Origin of the sequence: Nocardiopsis alba, assembly GCF_000710955.1 — a bacterium.
In the GTDB taxonomy this organism is placed as follows: Bacteria; Actinomycetota; Actinomycetes; order Streptosporangiales; family Streptosporangiaceae; genus Nocardiopsis; species Nocardiopsis alba.
In genome coordinates, this window is the sequence record NZ_BAZE01000001.1 from 380,572 (window position 1) to 400,450 (window position 19,879).

The 19,879-nt window shown below is 70.0% G+C and carries 18 protein-coding genes; 10 read left to right on the forward strand and 8 right to left on the reverse strand.

The window, feature by feature from the left end; genetic code table 11:
- Positions 1–84 precede the first annotated feature (84 nt).
- Complete coding sequence (gene hisD, locus TR33_RS01575; RefSeq protein WP_108914097.1) at positions 85–1,392, reverse strand: histidinol dehydrogenase; 1,308 nt, start codon at positions 1,390–1,392, stop codon at positions 85–87.
- A gap of 259 nt (positions 1,393–1,651) precedes the next feature.
- Here hisD and TR33_RS01580 point away from each other — a divergent pair, with 259 nt between their 5' ends.
- The 4 genes from TR33_RS01580 to TR33_RS01595 all read left to right on the forward strand — a co-directional run bounded on the left by TR33_RS01580 (position 1,652) and on the right by TR33_RS01595 (position 5,655).
- Entirely contained in the window at positions 1,652–2,212 is a 561-nt protein-coding gene (locus TR33_RS01580; RefSeq protein WP_042280988.1) for a ferritin, read from the forward strand.
- Positions 2,213–2,360: 148 nt separating this feature from the next.
- A complete protein-coding gene (locus tag TR33_RS01585) occupies positions 2,361–3,143 on the forward strand; it encodes an LON peptidase substrate-binding domain-containing protein (RefSeq protein ID WP_017534068.1) in 783 nt (260 codons plus the stop codon).
- A 28-nt stretch (positions 3,144–3,171) separates the two neighbouring features.
- A complete protein-coding gene (gene ybaK, locus TR33_RS01590; RefSeq protein ID WP_234305722.1) occupies positions 3,172–3,657 on the forward strand; it encodes a Cys-tRNA(Pro) deacylase in 486 nt (161 codons plus the stop codon).
- A 129-nt stretch (positions 3,658–3,786) separates the two neighbouring features.
- Entirely contained in the window at positions 3,787–5,655 is a 1,869-nt protein-coding gene (locus tag TR33_RS01595; protein WP_017534070.1) for an AMP-dependent synthetase/ligase, read from the forward strand.
- A 6-nt stretch (positions 5,656–5,661) separates the two neighbouring features.
- On the opposite strand, the gene TR33_RS01600 is transcribed toward TR33_RS01595, so the two are convergent.
- Entirely contained in the window at positions 5,662–6,270 is a 609-nt protein-coding gene (locus tag TR33_RS01600) for a hypothetical protein (protein WP_017534071.1), read from the reverse strand.
- A 74-nt stretch (positions 6,271–6,344) separates the two neighbouring features.
- On the opposite strand from TR33_RS01600, the gene TR33_RS01605 reads away from it, so the two are divergent.
- Entirely contained in the window at positions 6,345–6,875 is a 531-nt protein-coding gene (locus TR33_RS01605; protein WP_017534072.1) for a DinB family protein, read from the forward strand.
- Positions 6,876–6,978: 103 nt separating this feature from the next.
- Here the strand turns inward: TR33_RS01605 and TR33_RS01610 are convergent, their stop codons facing one another.
- Together TR33_RS01610 and dnaE are read right to left on the reverse strand one after the other, a co-directional pair.
- On the reverse strand, positions 6,979–7,836 hold the full coding sequence (locus TR33_RS01610; protein ID WP_036567872.1) for a PadR family transcriptional regulator: 858 nt from the start codon (positions 7,834–7,836) through the stop codon (positions 6,979–6,981).
- 167 nt (positions 7,837–8,003) lie between these two features.
- Positions 8,004–11,564, reverse strand: a complete 3,561-nt coding sequence (dnaE, locus tag TR33_RS01615) for a DNA polymerase III subunit alpha (RefSeq protein WP_042280990.1) — start codon at positions 11,562–11,564, stop codon at positions 8,004–8,006.
- A 317-nt stretch (positions 11,565–11,881) separates the two neighbouring features.
- Here dnaE and TR33_RS01620 point away from each other — a divergent pair, with 317 nt between their 5' ends.
- The gene (locus TR33_RS01620) at positions 11,882–13,123 is read left to right on the forward strand and encodes an endonuclease/exonuclease/phosphatase family protein (protein WP_042280991.1); all 1,242 of its coding nucleotides are present in this window, start codon (positions 11,882–11,884) and stop codon (positions 13,121–13,123) included.
- On the opposite strand, the gene TR33_RS01625 is transcribed toward TR33_RS01620, so the two are convergent.
- From TR33_RS01625 to TR33_RS01635, 3 genes are all read right to left on the reverse strand, one after another.
- On the reverse strand, positions 13,120–13,494 hold the full coding sequence (locus TR33_RS01625) for a chorismate mutase (protein WP_014911112.1): 375 nt from the start codon (positions 13,492–13,494) through the stop codon (positions 13,120–13,122). The genes TR33_RS01620 and TR33_RS01625 overlap by 4 nt on opposite strands.
- A gap of 283 nt (positions 13,495–13,777) precedes the next feature.
- Complete coding sequence (locus TR33_RS01630) at positions 13,778–14,437, reverse strand: PaaI family thioesterase (RefSeq protein ID WP_026124917.1); 660 nt, start codon at positions 14,435–14,437, stop codon at positions 13,778–13,780.
- Between the two features lie 161 nt (positions 14,438–14,598).
- Positions 14,599–15,036: a GNAT family N-acetyltransferase gene (locus TR33_RS01635; protein ID WP_014911672.1), complete on the reverse strand. Its 438-nt coding sequence runs from the start codon at positions 15,034–15,036 to the stop codon at positions 14,599–14,601.
- Between the two features lie 52 nt (positions 15,037–15,088).
- On the opposite strand from TR33_RS01635, the gene TR33_RS01640 reads away from it, so the two are divergent.
- From TR33_RS01640 to TR33_RS01655, 4 genes are all read left to right on the forward strand, one after another.
- Entirely contained in the window at positions 15,089–15,940 is an 852-nt protein-coding gene (locus tag TR33_RS01640; RefSeq protein ID WP_014911209.1) for a helix-turn-helix domain-containing protein, read from the forward strand.
- A gap of 86 nt (positions 15,941–16,026) precedes the next feature.
- Complete coding sequence (locus TR33_RS01645) at positions 16,027–16,746, forward strand: AzlC family ABC transporter permease (protein ID WP_187294601.1); 720 nt, start codon at positions 16,027–16,029, stop codon at positions 16,744–16,746.
- Positions 16,743–17,057, forward strand: a complete 315-nt coding sequence (locus TR33_RS01650; protein WP_026124919.1) for an AzlD domain-containing protein — start codon at positions 16,743–16,745, stop codon at positions 17,055–17,057. The genes TR33_RS01645 and TR33_RS01650 overlap by 4 nt, the downstream gene beginning before the upstream one ends.
- 161 nt (positions 17,058–17,218) lie before the next feature.
- Positions 17,219–18,901, forward strand: coding sequence for a thiamine pyrophosphate-dependent enzyme (locus tag TR33_RS01655; RefSeq protein ID WP_014911869.1), 1,683 nt, complete (start codon positions 17,219–17,221; stop codon positions 18,899–18,901).
- A 21-nt stretch (positions 18,902–18,922) separates the two neighbouring features.
- Here the strand turns inward: TR33_RS01655 and TR33_RS01660 are convergent, their stop codons facing one another.
- Complete coding sequence (locus tag TR33_RS01660) at positions 18,923–19,828, reverse strand: LysR family transcriptional regulator (protein ID WP_014912176.1); 906 nt, start codon at positions 19,826–19,828, stop codon at positions 18,923–18,925.
- Between the last annotated feature and the right edge of the window lie 51 nt (positions 19,829–19,879).

Consider the following 19,879-nt stretch of genomic DNA (forward strand, 5'->3'; position numbering starts at 1 on the left):
TGGGAGGGGCGGCCGACGTCTCCTGTGACTCTGGTGGTCGGGGAGCTCCGGTCGGTCCGCCCGCTCCGTCGGGTGTGGTCGGTCTCAGTCCCGGTCGTCGCCGTGCCCGACCCGGGCGGCGATCGCCTCGCCGTGGGCGGGCAGGTCCTCGGCCTCGGCCAGGGTGATGACATGGTGGGCGACGTCGGCCAGCGCGTCGCGGTCGTATTCGACGACGTGCACCCCGCGCAGGAAGGTCTGCACGCTCAGCCCGCCGCTGTGGCAGGCGCAGCCCCCCGTGGGGAGGACGTGGTTGGAGCCGGCGGCGTAGTCGCCGAGCGAGACCGGGGAGTGCGGCCCGACGAAGATCGCCCCGGCGTTGCGCACCCGGTCGGCCCACACGGACGCCTGGTCGGTGATGACCTCCAGGTGTTCCGCGGCGTAGGCGTTGACGACGGCCAGGCCCTGTTCGAGGTCGTCGACCAGGACGATGCCGGACTGGGGACCCGCCAGGGCCTCCAGGACACGCTCGCTGTGCCGGGTGGCGGCGGCGCGCACGGCGAGACGTTCGGTGACCGCGTCGGCCAGGGCCTCGTCCGGGGTCACCAGGACGGAGGCGGCGACGACGTCGTGCTCGGCCTGACTGATGAGGTCGGCGGCGACGTGGTCGGGGTCGGCGGTGTGGTCGGCCAGAACCGCGATCTCGGTGGGGCCGGCCTCGGCGTCGATACCGATGATGCCCTTGAGCAGGCGCTTGGCGGCGGCGACCCAGATGTTCCCGGGGCCGGTGACCATGTCCGCGCGCGGGCAGTCCTCGGTGCCGTGGGCGAACATCGCCACGGCCTGGGCTCCGCCGACCGCGTAGACCTCCTCGACGCCGAGCAGGGCGCAGGCGGCGAGGATCGTCGGGTGGGGCAAGCCGCCGAAGTCCTTCTGGGGCGGTGAGGTGACCGCCAGGGAGGACACGCCCGCCTCTTGGGCGGGGACGACGTTCATGATGACGCTGGAGGGGTAGACGGCCCGTCCGCCCGGCACGTAGAGGCCGACCCGGTCGACCGGGATCCACTTCTCGGTGACGGTGCCGCCGGGCACCACGCGGGTGGTGTGGTCCTCACGCCGTTGGGCGGAGTGGACCTTGCGGGCGCGCCGGATGGACTCCTCCAGGGCGGCGCGCACCCGGGGGTCGAGTTCGGTGAGGGCGCGGTCGAGGGCGTCCTTGGGGACGCGGATGTCGGTGAGCCGCACACCGTCGAAGCGCTCGGTGAGTTCGATCAGGGCCTCGGTTCCGCGATGGCGTACGTCATCACAGATGGGACGGACGCGTTCGGTGGCGTCCGCCACATCGATTTCGGCGCGCGGAAGGGAGTCGCGCGGGTCGTCCTGGGAACCTCGGAGGTCGATTCGACTGATCACGGCCCCAGTCTAGGGGCCCTGGGCCGGATCGGGGCCGGTGGAGTCCGAATGATGGACACCACACCGCTCCGACCGGCGCGAACCCCGCGACCGAGGTCGTGGCGAGCATCGCGCGACAAAAGTCCCGAACGCTTCGCCAATAAGCTTCCCCTTACTTTGGATCACCTTACCTAATGAAGCTTTTGAAAGGCTTGCCTAACAAATTCACACGCCTTTTCTGACGTTTCGCAAATGCCATTCGATGGTCTATATTGGTGACATGACTTCCACCAAGACCGGCGATAGCAACCTTTCCAAGTTCCACCGTCTCCTCGTCGACCAGGTGCGGCACGAGTTCACCGCCTCGCACCAGTACGTGGCGATCGCCGCCTGGTTCGACGACCAGGACCTGCCCCAGCTGGCCAGGGTCTTCTACGAGCAGTCCCTCGAAGAGCGCGACCACGCGATGATGATCGTGCGGTACCTGCTCGACAACGACGTGTCGTTCGCCCTTCCCGGCGTGGACGAGATCGAGACCGATTTCTCCGCCACCCGTGATCTGGTCGCGCTGGCGCTGCGTCAGGAACGTCAGGTGAGCGACCAGTTCCAGCGTCTGGCCAAGGTCGCCCGCGACGAGGAGGACTACACCGGGGAACAGTTCCTCCAGTGGTTCATCCAGGAGCAGGTCGAGGAGGTCGCCAAGATGTCGACTCTGCTCAACGTCGTCGACCGTTCGAACGGCAACCTCTTCGACGTGGAGACCTTCGTGGCCCGCGACATGCCCAGTGAGACCGAGGGCGGTCAGAACACGCCCGGGACCGCCGGCCCGTCCGTCTCCTGACGACCGATGCCCCTCGTGCCCCGAGGCCCCGCCCGAACCCGGGCGGGGCCTCGTCGTGTCCGCGCCGGGACCCGGGGAGAGGGGCGCGACACACCGTTCCGACAACGCCGGGACTCTTCGGACCTCGAACCGGCGGCATACTGGGACCATGCCTGAGGCCCTGCCGATCTTCCCGCTGAACACCGTGTTGTTCCCGGGGATGACCATCCCGCTGCACGTCTTCGAGCACCGGTACCGGAGGCTGGTCTCGGAGCTGCTCGGCCCGACCCTGGCCGGTGGCGAGGTCGGCGGACGCGAACGCGGACCCGTGCGTTTCGGAACGGTGTGGATCGAACTCGGTCACGAGGTGGCGAGCGAGTCGGGGCAGGGCGCCGGCGGCACCGATAGCGGGGTGCCCGGCACCGCGGGGGGCGGAGGCCGTCCGACCCTGCCGCTGGTGAGCCCCGTCGGCTGCACCGCGGTCGTCCGCGACGTGCGCACCTACGAGGACGGGCGCTACGACCTGGTCGTCGAGGGCGGTACACGGTTCCGGATCGACGACCTGCCGGAGGTCGACGCCTCCTCCCCGGACGAGTACTCCAGCGCCTCGGTGACGCTGCTCCCCGAGGCCATGGGGCCGGACGCCGAGGAGCACGCCGAACGGGTGCGCGACCTCTATGAGGTGTACCGTGGCCGCTTGTCGGAGATCGGTATGGCTCCGGAGACCTCGCGCGACCTGCCCCGGGATCCGGTGGCCCTGTCACACACGGTGGCGGCCTCGATCGTGCTGGATCCCGCCGAGAAACAACGCCTGTTGGAGGCCGAGGACGCCGCGACCCGGCTGGCGGTGGCGGCTCGTTTCCTCCGCAGGGAGAATCGCATCGTGACCGCCCCCACCCTGCCCAACCTCCCCGCGGGTCCCTTCCTCGACAACGGCGTCTCCTTCAACTAGATCCCTATGTGGAAAGCCGAGGTGACCCATGAGTGGAAAAGCCACGCCCGCTACCGTGGCCGCGGGTCGGACCAAGACCACCTACACCCTGCACCCCTATGAGGCGCCCGAGGAGAGCGACGGGCACTCCTACGGGGCCGACGCCGCGGACGCTCTGGGAGTGCCGCGCCATCGGGTGTTCAAGACCCTGGTCGCCGAGGTGGACGGTGTGTTCACCGTCGGGGTGGTGCCGGTCGCCGGCTCCCTCGACCTCAAGGCACTGGCCGCCGCGGTCGGCGGCAAGAAGGCGACCATGGCCGATCCGGCCCGTGCCGAGAAGATCACCGGGTACGTCCGCGGAGGCATCAGCCCCCTGGGGCAGCGCAAGAGGCTGCGCACCGTCATCGACTCGTCGGTCACCTCGCTGGTCTCGGTCTACGTCTCCGCCGGACGGCGGGGGCTCCAGATGGAACTGGCGCCCGCGGACCTGATCGCGCTGACCGAGGCGGTCACCGCTCCCATCGCCGCTCCCTGAGGCCTGAGCGCGAGCGTCGGGTGAGCCCCACCACGAGGGTCGAAGCCGTGTCGCACAAGGGGCGGTGGACCTGCGCACAGTCGCCCACGGACTGTTGCCCACCCCCCTACCCGGGGGTAGCTTTGTGACATGCCCGACACCTCATCCCCCTACCGATCCATCCCCGACATGTTCGCCTCCCGCGTCGCCGAATCCGGCACGCGGGAGGCGTTCACCCACCCCGTCCCCTCCCCCGACGGCGGCCCCGAGACCTGGCGGACCCTGACCTGGAACCAGGCGCGCGACCGTGTGCGCGACCTGGCCCTGGGGCTGCACTCCCTCGGCCTGACCTCCCAGGCCCGATGCGCCATCGCCTCCAACACCCGGATCGAATGGATCCTCGCCGACCTGGCGATCCTGTGCGCGGGCGGCGCCTCCACCACGATCTACCCCTCCTCCACCCCGCCCGACTTCGCCTACATCGTGTCCGACTCCGGGAGCATGCTGGCCTTCGCCGAGGACGACGAACAGGTCGCCAAACTGCGCGAACAGCGCGGCGCCATGCCCGGCCTGTCCAGGGTGATCGCCTTCGAAGGCGCGGCGGGGGGAGACGACGACTGGGTCATGGGTCTGGACGAACTGGAGGCCCTGGGCGCACGTCGGCACGCCGAGGACCCGGAGCTGTTCGACGAGCTGGTCGCCGCGGTCCGCCCCGAACACCTGGCCACCCTGATCTACACCTCGGGCACCACCGGCCGCCCCAAGGGCGTGCGGCTGGACCACGCGAACTGGCTGTACGAGGCCCAGGCGCTCCAGACCCTGGACGAGGAGCTGCGCGCTCAGGGGCGGGGGCTGCTCACCGGCGACGACGTGCAGTTCCTGTGGCTGCCCTTGGCCCACGCCTTCGGCAAGGTGATGCAGATGAGCCAGTTGCGTCTGGGGTTCGTCACCGCCGTGGACGGACGGGTGGACCGCATCGTCGACAACCTGTCCATCGTGCGGCCGACCTTCATGGCCGCCGCCCCTCGCATCTTCGAGAAGGTGTACGCCAAGGTCGTCACCCAGGCCCGGGAGGGCGGCGAGACCAAGTACCGGATCTTCCGTTGGGCCGCGGACGTGGGAGACCGGGTGGCGCGGCTCCGAGAGAAGGGCGAGGAGCCGACCGGCCTGCTCGCCGCCCGGCATCGGATCGCCGACCGACTCGTGTTCTCCCGACTGCGCGCCCGCTTCGGCGACCGGCTGCGCTTCCTCGTCTCCGGTAGCGCCCCTCTGGCCCCGGAGATCGGCCGGTTCTTCTCCGGTGCCGGGATCACCATCCTGGAGGGCTACGGGCTGACCGAGACCTCCGCCGGTTCCTTCCTCAACCGTCCGGGCGAGGCGCGTTTCGGCAGCGTCGGGCTGCCGCTTCCCGGCACCGAGGTCAAGATCGCGGAGGACGGCGAGGTGCTGTTGCGCGGTGGCGGGGTGATGCGCGGATACCACAACCTGTCCGGCGCCACCGAGGCCGTGCTCACCGAGGACGGCTGGTTCGCGACCGGTGACATCGGCACCCTGGAGGACGGCCACCTGCGGATCACCGACCGCAAGAAGGAGCTGATCAAGACCTCCGGTGGCAAGTACGTGGCGCCGCAGAGCATCGAGAACCGTTTCAAGGCCCTGTGCCCGTACGCGAGCAACCTGGTCGTGCACGGCGATCGGCGCCCCTACTGCGTGGGCCTGGTCGCCCTGGATCCCGAAGCGATCGAGGAGTGGGCGGAGAACAACGGTCTGGGCGCGCTGAACTACGTCGGGCTGACCAGGGAGCCGAAGGTCAGGCGCATGGTCCAGGAGGCCGTCGACGAGCTCAACAAGGGGCTGCCCCGCCACGAGACGATCAAGGACTTCGCGATCCTGCCGAACGGGCTGACCGTGGAGGGCGGGGAGATCACGCCGAGTCTGAAGATGCGCCGCCGAGCGGTGGAGGAGAAGTACGCCGACCTGCTCGACGGGTTGTACGAGAAGGCGCCGCGACGTTCTTGACCGCCCTCAGTCCCGCCGTTCCCCCGGGTCGGGTTCCGGAGCGGCGGTCGGGGCCGGCTCGGGTTCGGGGACACCGGGCTGGTCGGAGCGCAACAGGCTGACGCCGTCGAGCAGACCGTATTGAAGGACGTGGACGAAGGGCCACACCACCAGGAAGGCGGTGGCCTGGAGCCGAAGCGCGCCCATGACGGTGTCGCCGGGGTCGGCGGTCAGGACGATCTCCCGAGCGGGTGCGTCGAGGGCGACCCCGATCCGCCAGACCAGGATCGCGGCCACGGCGGCCGCCACGGCGCTCACCAGGAGCAGAGGCAGGCGCAGGTCCTGGAGGCGCCTGTCGGCCAGGGTGAACTGGGCCATGTAGCAGAGGTAGCCGGTGATCATCCCGGCCACCGCGGTGATGACGACGAAGTAGCCCTCTCCCGCGAAGGCCTCCTCGGAGGTACCGGGGAAGATCTCCCCCTCCCCCAGCGCGGTCACCTCGGGGCGGGGCGCCAGCCACCACCAGAGGGGCCCCAGCAGTGCGCCGAGCAGGGCCACGGCCCCGAACACGCACGCCGCCACGATCAGGGCGCGTGCCACCCCCGAAGCACCCGCGCGGGCGCGCTCCGCCTTCACCCTGTGTACTCCCCTCCGCCCGGACCTGCCGAAAACCAGTGGATACCGGACACGACCCGAAGGACAATACCCGCATGTACGACGAGAGCGATCCCGTGCCCCTTCTCAAGCGTGTCGATCCTCCCATGGCCGCCGACGAACGGACGATGCTGCTGGCCTGGTTGGACCGGCATCGCGCCACGGTGCACGCCAAGTGCGCGGGGTTGGACCCGGAACTCGCCTCGGCCGCTCCGATCCCGACCTCCCCGATGACCACCATCGGCGGGATCGTGTCCCATCTGCGCTGGGTGGAGGCCTTCTGGTTCGAGGTGGTGATGCTCAACCAGCCGGACGAGGCCCCGTACTCGGAGCGGGACCCCGACGGAGAGTTCCGGGTCGGAGCCCGACGCCCCCTCGGCGAACTGTTGGCGGAGTACGAGGAGCAGTGCGCCCGCTCGCGGGAGATCACCTCCCACCTGGAGCTGGGCAACTCCTCACGCCGTGTCCTTCAGGAAGGACGCACCACCCTGCGCTGGGTGATCACGCACATGATCGAGGAGACCGCCCGGCACAACGGTCATCTGGACCTGCTCCGAGAGCTCGCCGACGGTCGCACCGGCCTCTAGGGATTCGAGGCCCGCCACCGCTACGCGACGAAGGGGTCCGGGGCGGTGATCCACCGTCCCGGACCCCTTCGTCGATGGGCCCGCGAAGAGCCCGTGTGAGACCTCAGCCCTCCCGTTCCGCGTCGGGGTCGTCGCCTTCGACGTCCTCCTCCTCGGCGAGGATCAGGTAGAGGTTGCGTCGGGTCTCGTTCAGCAGACGCTTGGCCCGCTCCACCTGCTCCGGGGTGCCCGCCTGGGCGACCTGGGAGGCGGCCGCGGCGAGCTGGTAGGCCAGGCCGCCGATCTCCTCGTAGTACGACCGGGTGTCGGCGTAAGCGTCGGCCCCCGCCTCCCAGGGCGGGGTGAGCCCCTCTCCCTGTTCCTCCAGGTAGGCCCGGCCCTCGTCGGTGAGCCGGTAGGGGCGACGGCGCCCCTCACCCGCGACCTGCTCGATCAGGCCCTCGTCCTCCAGCTGCTGGAGCATCGGGTAGACCGAACCGGAGCTGGGGCGCCAGGCCCCGCCGCTGCGCTCGCGGCCTTCGCGGATGATCTCGTATCCGCTGCGCGGCTCCTCCGCCAGGAGCAGGAGGATGCCGGTGCGCACGTCGCCCCGTCGAGCTCGAGGGCCACCGCGCCGGCGGCCGTGTCCCCCCTCATGTCCGGGGAAACCCCCGGGACCGAAGGAACCACCGGGGCCGAAGGGCGCGCCCGGCCCGAAGGGGCCACCGGGCCCCATGGGGCCTCCGGGTCCGAACGGTCCACCGGGGCCCCTGCCCCACGGAGGGTGCGGAGGATGCGGTGGCCGGGGCGGCTCCGGAACCTCCGCCCGGTGCTCGTGGGGGCCGTGGTGCCCGTCGATCCATGCCTCGTCCGAGGCGGTGTGGGCGTCGTGTCGGTCCCGACCCGGGATGAAGCGGTCGAAGCGTCGTTCCGAACGTCGTCCGCCCCAGGACCAGGGGCCGGGAAGTGCCATGGCTGTCATGTCGTTCTCTTCTCTGTAGATATTCCAAGACAGTCGTTCACTGTCTCGATAGCTCAAAGATATATCGCTAACTATCTTCTGGCAAGAGGGCGGCACGAAAAAGGCCCCCGTGTGCGACACCGCACACGAGGGCCCTGGCCGGAGCGTCCCTACCGGGACCTCGAAGGTCAGTAGTCGACCGAGTACGCCCCCAGCAGGCTCTTCACCTCACCGTTGAACTCCGGGGAGATCCGCACCGAGTAGCGCTCGACCGCGTAGACACGCGAACGCACCGGGTTGTCCACCCGGATCCGCACCGGGGTCTCCCCCTTGTGCGTGCTCAACACCTGACGCAGATCACCGATGAGCTCCGGGGTGAGCCGCTTCTCGTCGACGGTGAGCAGCACCGGGGGTTCGCCCTCGGTGATGTGGGAGATGTCCAGGATCGACATCTCCGAGGCGAACATCGAGTATGTGCCGTCACGGTCGTTGAGCCGGCCCTTGACCGTGACCGCGGTGTCCTCCAGCAACGCCTCCACGTACAGCGGATACGTCTTGGGGAAGAACAGCACCTCCATGCTGGAGTCCAGGTCCTCCACCGTGGCGATCGCCCACTGGTTGCCGGCCTTGTTGGTGCGCTTGTCGACCTTGGAGATCAGCCCCGCGATCCGCACCTCCCCGCGCTCGCGGGCCAGGTCCCCGGCCATGATCTTGGCGATCGGGACGTCCCGGGAACGGGCCAGCACCCGTTCGGCGCCGGCCAGCGGGTGGCTGGACACGTACAGACCCAACATCTCGCGTTCGAAGGCGAGCTTGGTCTTGCGATCCCACTCCTCGTCGCCCCACTGGATGTCCAGCCCGATGGGGGTGGAGTCGCCGTCGTCCCCGCCCCCGAACAGGTCGAACTGACCGTGGGCCTCCTGCTTCTTGGAGCTGATCATGCCGTCCACCGCCATCTCGTGGTGGCGGTACAGCTCCCGCCGGGGCTGGCCCAGGGAGTCGAAACCGCCCGCCTTGATCAGCGATTCGATCACCCGCTTGTTACAGGCCGCCAGCTCGATCTTGGACAGGAAGTCGGTGAAGGAGGTGAACTTGCCCTTCTCGGTCCGGGTCTTGATGATCGAGTTGACCACGTTGGCGCCCACGTTGCGGACCGCGCCCATACCGAAGCGGATGTCGGAACCGACCGGGGTGAAGCGCAGACCGGATTCGTTGACGTCGGGGGGCAGGACCTTGATGTGCTGGGCCCGGCACTCGGCCAGGTAGACCGCCATCTTGTCCTTGTCGTCACTGACCGAGGTCAACAACGCGGCCATGTAGGCCGCGGGATAGTTGGCCTTGAGGTAGGCGGTCCAGTAGGAGACCAGCGCGTACCCGGCGGCGTGCGACTTGTTGAACGCGTAGCCTGCGAAGGGCAGCATGACGTCCCACAGGGCCTGGGTGGCCTCCTTGGAGAAGCCGCGCTCGGCCGCGCCGGGGAAGAACTTGGCCTCCTCCGCCTCCAGGGCCTCCTTCTTCTTCTTACCCATCGCGCGACGCATCAGGTCGGCGCCGCCCAGGCTGTAACCGGCCAGCTGCTGGGCAATGGCCATGATCTGCTCCTGGTAGACGAGCAGGTGGAAGGTCTCCCCCAGGATCGGCTCCAGGGCGTCCTTGAGCTCCGGGTGGATGGGGGTGATCTCCTGGCGCCCGTTCGACCGGTCGGCGTAGTCGTTGTGGGCGTTGGCCGCCATCGGACCGGGTCGGTACAGGGACAGCACGGCCGCGATGTCACCGAACTTCTTCGGCTCCATCCGCTTGAGCAGGTTGCGCATCGCGCCACCGTCGAGCTGGAAGACGCCGAGGGTGTCGCCACGGGAGAGGAGTTCGTAGGTCTTCTTGTCGTCCAGGGGCAGCTGCCCCAGATCGATGTCGATCCCCTCGGACTCCTTGATGGACTTGACCGCGTCGTCCATGATCGTGAGGTTGCGCAGGCCCAGGAAGTCCATCTTCAGCAGACCCATGTCCTCGCACTGAGGGAAGGGGAAGCCGGTGATGATGGCGCCGTCGGTGTCGCGCTTGTGCAGCGGGATGACGTCGAGCAGGGGTTCCTTGGACAGGATCACGCCCGCCGCGTGCACACCCGTGCCCCGGGTCAGACCCTCGATACCCCGGGCGGTCTCCATGACCTTGTTCACCTGGGGGTCGTTCTCCACCAGGTTGCGCAGCTCGATGGTCTCGCTGTAGCGCTCGTGCTCGGTGTTGAACACCGCGTCCAGCGGGATCTCCTTGCCGCCCACCGCGGCCGGGAACGCCTTGGTGATCTGGTCGCCCACCGAGTAGGGCATGCCCAGGATCCGGGTGGAGTCCTTGACCGCGGCCTTGGCCTTGATGGTGCCGAAGGTCAGGATCTGCGCGACCCGCTCCTCGCCGTACAGGCGGGTGACGTAGTCGATCATCTCCCCGCGCCGACGCTCGTCGAAGTCCAGGTCGATATCGGGCATGGTCACACGTTCGGGGTTGAGGAACCGCTCGAACAGCAGACCGTGCTCCAACGGGTCCAGGTCGGTGATGCCCAGCACGTAGGCGATCATCGAACCGGCCGCCGAACCACGCCCCGGGCCCAGCGCGATCCCCGCCTTGCGCGCGTACTGGCAGATGTCGGAGACCACCAGGAAGTACGCCGGGAACCCCATCTCGTTGATGATGCCCAGCTCGAAGTCGACGCGCTTACGGACGTCGTCGCTCACCCCGTCCGGGTAACGCCCCTTGAGCAGCCGCTCGACCTCCTTGGCCAGCCAGGAGGACTGGGTCTCGCCCTCGGGGACGGGGAAGGTCGGCATGAGGTCGCGTTCGGCGAACACGCCCTCGTAGGCGTCGGGTTCGATGCGTTCGGCGATCAGCAGGGTGTTCCTGCACCCCTGAGCCCACTCGTCGAAGTTCAGGATCCCGCGCATCTCGTCCGGCGTCTTGAGGTAGTAGCCCGAGCCGTTGAACCGGAACCGGGTCGGATCGTCCAGGTTCTTGCCGACCCCGACCGCCAGGAGGGCGTCGTGCGCCGAGGCCTGCGACTCGTACACGTAGTGCGAGTCGTTGGTCACCAACGGCGGGATGTCCAGCGCCCGCCCCACCTTGAGCAGACCGTCGCGGACCTCCTTCTCGATGGAGACCCCGTGGTCCATCAGCTCCAGGAACACGTTCTCCTTGCCGAAGATGTCCTGCAGCTTCGCGGCGTAGTCGATGGCCTCCTTCTCCTGGCCCAGCCGCAACCGGGTCTGCACACCCCCCGAGGGGCAGCCCGTGGAGACGATGATGCCCTCGCTGTTCTCCGCCATCAGGTCCAGGTCCATCCGGGGCTTCATGTAGTAGCCCTCGATGGAGGCCAGGGACGACATCTTGAACAGGTTGCGCAGACCCGTCTCGTTCTGCGCCAACATCGTCATGTGCAGGTAGCGGCCGCCACCGGAGATGTCCTTGCCGCCCTCGGCCGAGGCGTCGTCCGACCCGCTGGCCCGCCCCCAGAACACCCGCTTCTTGTGGAACCGGGACTCGGGGGCCACGTAGGCCTCGATCCCGATGATCGGCTTGACCCCCGAGCCCTTGGACTGCTGGTAGAACTCGTAGGCGCCGAACATGTTGCCGTGGTCGGTCATGGCCACCGCCGGCATCTCCAACCGCGCGGCCTCGGAGAACAGGGGCTTCAACTTCGCCGCCCCGTCCAGCATCGAGTACTCGGTATGGACGTGCAGATGAGCGAAGGAGTCGGCCATGGGTGGAGTGCTCCCGGAAAGACTTGTAGGACGGATGGTGTCCCACGAGCCTACGACTTTCCCATGACGTTCGCGGCCGCCTGTGGACGAACGGGCCCCTTCCGGAGGACGTGATGTTCCCCCGGCCCGCGGGTCGTGGGCGTGGGAGCGACTCCACGCCGTCCGGCAGGGGCCCGGGTTCCTCTTCGACGTCCGGAGACCACCTCCACGTCACCGACGCTTCCCACCGAGCTGCTAATCTCCCGCCGGTCGCGTCGCGACCATCATCGTGAGATCGCCCTTCCGAGAGGATCCCCGTGTCCGTCAGAACCCGTCGAGTGGCCTCCACCGCCACTCTCGTTCTCGCCGCCTCCGCCCTGGTGGCCTCCCCCGTGCCGGCCTCGGCCTCCTCGTCCGTGCCCGAGCCTCCGGGAGAGCGCGAGGTACGTTTCGCCACCTTCAACACCGCCCTGGAGCGCCCGGAGGAGGGCATGCTGGCGGAGGAGCTGGCCACGCCCGACAGCGAGCAGGCCCGCAACATCGCCGAGATCATCCAGCACGTCCGTCCCGACGTGCTGCTGGTGAACGAGTTCGACCACGACGACGAGGGCCGGGGACTGAGTCTCTTCCAGGACAACTACCTGTCCGTGGGGCAGAACGGGGCCGACCCGATCGACTACCCGTACGTGTACAGCGCGCCGGTCAACACGGGCGTGGCCTCGGGGGTCGACCTGAACGGCGATGGAGCCGTCGTGACCGAGCCGGGGAGCCCCGAGTACGCGGAGGACGCCTTCGGGTACGGGCTCTTCCCCGGCCAGTACGGGATGGCCGTGCTCTCGAAGTACCCGATCGTCACCGACGAGGTGCGCACCTTCCAGACCTTCCGCTGGGCCGACATGCCGGACGCGCTACTGCCCACCGATCCCGAGACCGGCGGGTCGTACTACTCGGAGGAGGCCCTGGAGGTCCTGCGGCTGTCCTCCAAGAGCCACTGGGACGTGCCCATCGACACCGGTCGCGGGCGGCCGGTACATCTGTTGGCCTCCCACCCCACTCCCCCGACCTTCGACGGCCCCGAGCGGCGCAATGTGGCCCGCAACCACGACGAGATCCGTTTCTGGGCCGACTACGTCACCCGACGCGACAGCGGTTACATCTACGACGACGAGGGGGTGCGCGGCGGACTCGCCCCCGGGGCGCCCTTCGTGATCGCCGGCGACCTCAACGCCGACCCCAACGACGGTGACGGGCACCCCGAGGCCGTCACCCGGCTGCTGGACCACCGGGCCGTGGTGGACGTCCGGCCCTCCGGCCAGGGCGGCCGCGGGGCGGCGCAGCGCCAGGGCGGCGCCAACGAGGACCACGTCGGGGACCCCGGGCTGGACAGCGCGGACTTCAACGACGAGCCGGGGCCGGGCAACCTGCGGGTGGACTACGTGCTGCCCTCCCGTTCGCTCCCCGCCCGGGGTTCGGGGGTGTTCTGGCCGACCGTGGACGACCCGCTGTTCCGCCTGACCGGCGACTATCCCTTCCCCAGCTCCGACCACCGTCTGGTCTGGGTGGACGTGGCGCGTCCCTAGGGACGTTCCCCCGGTCGGCCGGTGCGCCGGCCGGGGCCGCTCGTTCCGGACCGGGGTCGGTCTCGGCCGGCCGCCTCCTCTTGGGCGACGGCCAGTCCGGCACCGATGACGCTGTCCATGATGGTGGCCAGGTGTTCGGCCCCCAGCCGGGGAGCCCGCTCGGCCATGCGCTCGACGAGTTCGCGCTCACGCGTCATGTCGCGTCCGGCGAAGTAGCCCACCGGCTTGAGCCGCTGGACCTGGGCCGCGACCAGCGCCCGACGTTCGAGGAGCTCGGCGAGCTCGGCGTCCATCAGGTCGATGCGGCCGCGCAGGTCGCGGATGCGCTCGTCGACGTTCTCTGTGCCGGTGGCGTGGTGACGGTCGTGCACGATGTCCCTTTCCGGGGGTGGTTGCGTACGCGGATGCGGCGCGACCGTACGTCCCGGCGGGAAACGTGTTCGGGGCGTCGGCCGCCCGAAAAGACGAAGGAGCACCGGGCGTGTGCCCGAATGCTCCGATAGCCGACGTTCCCGTTCTCGCTCAGGTGTGAGCGGCCGACGGGTCCGTCGGCGGCCTAAACACGAAAGCGCGGTGGGTCATGGGTGCGATGCTACTACAACGGCGAGAGGCCGCGCCCGGAGCGGACACGGCCTCGACATGCGGGGTGCTCCCCTACTCGGGGACCTCGACCCGGATCATGAGCGCCTTGCCCTCGGCGGTGACCTGGCCGTGGGCGCGGATACGACCGGCCACGTAGACCTTGCGGCCCTCGGTCCGCTCCACCCAGGAGGTGATCTCCAGCGGGGTGAACAGCGGGGTGGGGCGGCGGTAGTCGATCTCCAGTCTGGCGGTCAGGCCGGGGCTGGTCTCCACCGAGGAGACGCTGCCGACGGCCTGGTCGAGCATGGCCGCGATCCACCCGCCGTGGACCAGCCCGGGAGGCCCCTGGTAGATGGTGTTGAGGGTGACCTCGGCACGCATCCCCTCGGGGGTGCGCATGAGGGCGAGTCGGGGCGCGGCCGGGTTGGTGTCGCCGGCGACGATGTTGGTGATGGTGCCGATCTCGGTGGTGCCGTCGCCGAGGTCTCGGGTGACCATGGTGCCCACCTGGCGCCGGTCGACGTCGAGGCGGTCCGTGAGCCCTCGGACGGTGGCGGCGGCCTCGGCCAGGGTCTCGGTGTCGGCCCGGGTGTTGCCGACGGCGTCGATGAGGTCGTGGACGCTGGAGACCAGGGAGTGCAGCTCGGCGGGGAGGGAACCGCCCTCGACCAGGGGAAGGCCGAAGGCCCGGGGGTCGGGCGTCTCGGTGGTCGGTTGCGTGTTGACCGTCATGTGTTCCTCGTCGGGTCGGTGTTCGTCGTCGCCGGCCCGTACCGTGGCCCGGCCCACGTCAAAACCGAATCGTACTCGGTCGTATTCCGGTGGGCGCGAGGGGCGACATGCGCCCCCCGTCACACGTCACGGAGACGGGGGACACATTCGGGAGGATCCGCTCAGGTCAGAACGTGTTCCATGTGCCGGTGCGGGATGTTCGCGTCGAGGAACTCCTCACCGTGGGCGGTGTACCCCAGCCGCTCGTAGAAGCCCAGCGCGTGGGTCTGCGCGTGCAGCTCCACCCGCTCCAGCCCCAGCTCGCGCCCCAGGTCCTCCGCGGCGCGCACCAGCGCCGCGCCGATCCCGCGTCCCCGCCCCTCGGGCAGCACCGCCATGCGGCCCAGGAGCCCCACGCCCGCGCCCTGGTCCACCAGGCGGACGGTGCCGACCGGGACCCCCTCGTCCAGGGCCAGGAGGAAGGCGGCGGTGGCGTCGCGCTCGTCCCATTCCTCATCGATGGGCACCTTCTGCTCGGCGACGAACACCGCTCCCCGGATGACGAAGACGGCCGCACGGTCCTTCTCGTCGTGGGCGCGGCGGATCTGTGGCTTGCTCATCCGCGCAGACTAACGGACACCTTCGGTCCACCTCTAACCTGGGTGTATGGGCATGCCCGACGAAGTCCACCCCACCGTCGAGGACCCGCGTGTGGAACGCGCGCGGTACTGGCGGTTCTCCGGGCTGCCCGATACCGAACTCCTCACCGCTCGCTTCGTCACCACCTCCTTCACCCGGCACACCCACCCCACGTACACGATCGGGATGATCACCGGGGGGATCGAGGAGTACTCCCATCCCGGAGGCCGGTCCCGGGTCGGTCCCGGCGGGCTGGCGGTCGTCGGCCCCGGCGAGGTGCACACCGGACACGCCGGGATCCCGGAAGGGTGGGGCTACCGGGTCTTCTACCCGGCCCGCGAGGTGGTCGAGGGGGTCGGGCGCGAGCTCGGGATGCGCGGGACCCCCGGTTTCCGCGAGTCCGGAATCGACGCCCCCGAGGTCTCCCGGGTCCTGGTGGCCGCGCATATGGCCGCCGAGCGGGGGGAACGCCTGACCTCCTCCGCCCTGCTCCGGCGTGGGCTGGCGATGCTGTTGCGCTCCCATGGGCGGGAACCGGTCGGGAACGTCGTCGAACCCACCGCCCGGCCCGAGGTGGAGCTGGCCCGCGAGCTGCTGACCGGGGCTCTGACCGATCCGCCGTCCCTGGAGGAGCTGGCCGCCCGGGTGGGTCTGGGGCCCTTCGCTCTCAACCGGGCCTTCCGTTCCCGCTACGGGCTTCCGCCGCACGCGTACCTGAACCAGCTGCGGGTGGACCGGGCCCGGACCCTGCTGGCCGCGGGCCGACCGGTGGGCGAGGTCGCCTCGGAGGTCGGGTTCGCCGACCAGCCCCACCTGACCCGCCACTTCCGCCGCCATCTGGGGGTGCCTCCCGGCGCCTACCAACGGGCCCTCCTGTCCCCCTGAGACGGACCACCGCCTCTCCGCCGGCCCCGAGGCGGCAAGAACGTTCAAGACGGAACGCCCGGACCCGCCTAACGTGGGCGAACGTGATGTTCTTGTCTCGACTACGTTCCCCGGCCGTCCGGGACAGCCTGGGTATCGGTATCGCCGTGGGCGCCGCCGGCCTGGCCTTCGGTACGGCCGCCGTCGCCGCGGGGCTCTCCCCCGCGCAATCCGTGTTCCTGAGCGCGTTCATGTTCACCGGGGCCTCCCAGTTCGCCCTGGTCGGGGTGATCGCGGGGGGCGGAAGCCTCGTCGCGGGCGCCTTGGGCGCACTGCTCCTGGGCGCCCGCAACACCCTGTACGGGCTACGACTGACCGACGTCCTCGGCTGGAGGGGGTTCCGGCGCGCCGCGGCCGCCCACGGGGTGATCGACGAGACCACCGCCGTGACCCTGGCCCAACCGGACCGGCGGTCCGCCCGGACCGCCTTCCTGACGACCTACGTCGTGTTGGGGGTCTTCTGGGTGCTCTTCACCCTGGTGGGGGCTCTGGCCACGGAACGGGTGAGCGACATCGACGCGTTCGGCCTGGACGCGGTGGGGCCCGCGATCTTCCTGGGGCTCCTGTGGCCGCGGCTCCGTGACGGAGACGGCCGTACCCGCCTGATCGCGTTGGTGGGCGCGGGCGTGGCCCTGGCGACCACCCCTCTGCTGCCGCCCGGGGTCCCCGTGCTGCTGGCCGCCTCCGCCGCCGCCATCGCGCTGATCGGCACCGGAGGGCGGACGAGGCCCTCCTCCGAGAGCCGCTCCGAGGAGGTGGGGGCATGAGCCTGTGGATCGCCCTGATCGCCACCGCCGCCGGATGCTATCTGCTCAAGTACGCGGGGATGGCCGCCCCTCGACGCCTGCTGGACCACCCCTGGGTCCAGAGGTTCGCGGTCGCGGTCCCCGTCGCCCTGCTCGCGGCCCTGATCGCGGTGGAGGCCCTGCGGGGAGAGGGACAGGCGTTGGCCTGGGACACCGCCCGCATGGCCGGGGTGGGCGCGGCCGTGCTCGCCCTCGCCCTGCGGGCGCCCTTCCTGGTCGTGGTCGTCGTGGCGGCCGCCACGACAGCCGCGATGCGCGCCTTCGGGCTCTGAGCCGAGGGATCCGGGTGACTTGTGGCGGCTTGTCCACAGGCCTTTTGTTCCGGCCTTGACCGGCCTCGGGAGGCCTGCGAGAGTCGGCCGCATGTCACCCGGGACACGCTCGTCCCGGTACGCCTTGAGAGGACCTTGCGACGATGGAAGGACCCGCCTCCATGGCCACTGCCGCACAACGGCCCCAACCCCCCACCGACACCGCCGCCCACGCGGCGGTGGAGGTCCTGGCCGCGGCCGGGATCCAACGCTGCTACACCGTCCCCGGGGAGAGCTTCCTCGAACTGTCCGACGCCATCGACCGACACCCCGGGATGCGGTTGATCTCCACCCGGCACGAGGGCGGCGCCGCCTTCATGGCCGAGGCCGACGCCAAACTCACCGGGGTCCCCGCCGTCGCCGCGGCCACCCGAGGTCCGGGCGCGTCCAACCTGGCGGTGGGGGTGCACACCGCCATGCAGGACTCCACCCCCATGATCGTCTTCCTCGGCCAGGCCGAGACCGAACGGCTGGGTCGCGAGGCCTTCCAGGAGGTGGACCTGACCGCCTTCTACGCGCCCATCACCAAGTGGTCCACCACGGTCCACCGGGCGGACCGGCTGGCCGAGATCACGGCCCGGGCGATCAGGATCGCCACCACCGGCCGCCCCGGCCCGGTGGCGATCGCGGTACCGGGAGACCTGTTCGGGCAACGGGTGGGCGAGGTGCCGACCCCCCGTCCGATGTCCCCGCCGCGCCCGCCCCTCTCGGAGGAGGACCGCGACCGGCTGGCCTCCTGGCTGACCCGGGCCGTACGACCGGTGATCATCGCCGGCGGCGGGGCCCGGGCCGCGCGCGAGGACCTGGTGCGGGTGGCCGAACGCTACAGCGCCGGCGTCTACGCGGCCTGGCGCCGCCAGGACGTGTTCCCCAACGACCATCCGCTGTACCTGGGCCACCTCGGTCTGGGGGCGCCCAGCGCGGTCCTGGGGGCGTTGGCCGACGCCGACGCGGTCCTGGTGGTGGGCTGTCGGATGAGCGAGACCACCACCCAGGGGTACCGGCTCCCCGAGTCCGACGGGCGCACCCGGGTGGCCCAGATCGACATCGACCCGGAACAGGTGGGCGCCACCAAGGACGTGTGGGCGGGTGCCGTGGCCGACGCCGGGGAGGCGCTGCGTTCACTGGCCCTGGCCCCGGGCCGGCCGCTCTACCGGGATTGGAGCGCGGCCCGAAGGCTGTGGATCGAGAGCTCGGCGGTGCCCTCCGACGTCGAGCTCCACCGGGGCTCGCGTATGCACCCGTGGGCGGTGATCGCCGGTATGCGGGACGCCCTTCCGGAGGACACCCTCATCACCAACGACGCCGGTAACTTCGCCTCCTTCCTCCACCGGGGCTGGTGGTATCGGCACGCGAACACCCAGCTCGCGCCGACCAGCGGCGCCATGGGCTACGCGGTACCGGCCGCGATCGCCGCCAAACTCGCCGCGCCGGAACGCACGGTGGTGGCGGTGGCCGGCGACGGCGGCGCGTTGATGACCGGTCAGGAACTGGAGACGGCGGTCCGTACGGGGGCGGCCGTGACCGTGGTGGTGTTCCAGAACGGTCTGTACGGGACCATCGCCATGCACCAGGCCCGTCGGCTCGGACGGATCGCCGGAACCGAGATCGGCGGCCCGTTGGACCTGGCCGGCTACGCCCGGGCGTTGGGAGCGCGGGGCGCCACCGTGCACACCCGGGAGGAGCTGGAGAAGGCCCTGTCCGAGGCGGTCACCGCGGAGCTGCCGACCCTGGTGGACGTGCGCACCGATCCGGAGGTGATCAGTCCGACCGCGACCATGTCGGATCTGTTGGGCGAGGTCTGAGGCCCGCCCCGGCCGGCAGGGTCACTCGTCCTCTCCCACCGCGGCCTCGCGCAGGGCGCGGACGACGGCGCGGATGGCGGGTCGCCGCGATGCGTCGGTGCGCCAGAAGACGTAGACCTGCCGGACCAGGGCGGGTTGGACCGGGATCATCCTCACCCCTTCGGGCAGGGGTCCCCTTCCCATGCGCGGCATGACGGCGGCGCCGATCCCGGCCGCGATCAGCGCCAGTTTGGTCTGGTGTTCCTCGACGTTGTGCACGATCCGGGGTTCGCCGCCGCGCCGTCGGATCATGTCGTGCAGCCAGTCGTCGCAGATGGAGCCGCGCGACCAGCTGATCCACGGAAGGTCGAGGATCTCGTCGAGTTGGAGGAGTTCGCTGTGGGCCAGCGGGTGGTCGGCGGGTAGGGCGATATCGCTGACGTCGTCGGTGATGGGGGCCCGCGACATGCCTTCGGGCAGGGGCATCGGGGCCCCGTCCCAATCCACGACCAGGGCCATGTCGGCCTCTCCCCGCATCATGGAGGGCAGGATCTCGTGGGGCTCCTCCTCACTCAGTTCCACGTGCAGCCCGGGGTGTTCCTCGCGTAGCGCGAGCAGGGCCCGTGGGAGCAGCCCGCGGATGGCGGTGGGGATCGCCGACAGGCGCAGGTGACCGGTGACGTCGTCGCGGTGGGCCTCCAGGTCGGCCTCGGCCTGGTGGACCAGCGAGAGGATCCGGGAGGCGTGGTCGACGAGGAGTTCGGCGGCGGCGGTCAGTCGCACCCCGCGGCCGTTGCGTTCGACGAGGGGTTGGCCGACCTCGCGTTCGAGTTTGGCGAGTTGTTGGGAGACGGCCGAGTTGGTGACGTGGAGGGCCTGGGAGGCCGCGCTGAGGGAACCGTGGACGGCGATGGCGTGCAGGACCCGGAGCCGGTCGACACTGAGCATGTAAGAGATACTAACTTCTGAGTTTAGAAGAATGAAGTAGACCTAAGAATA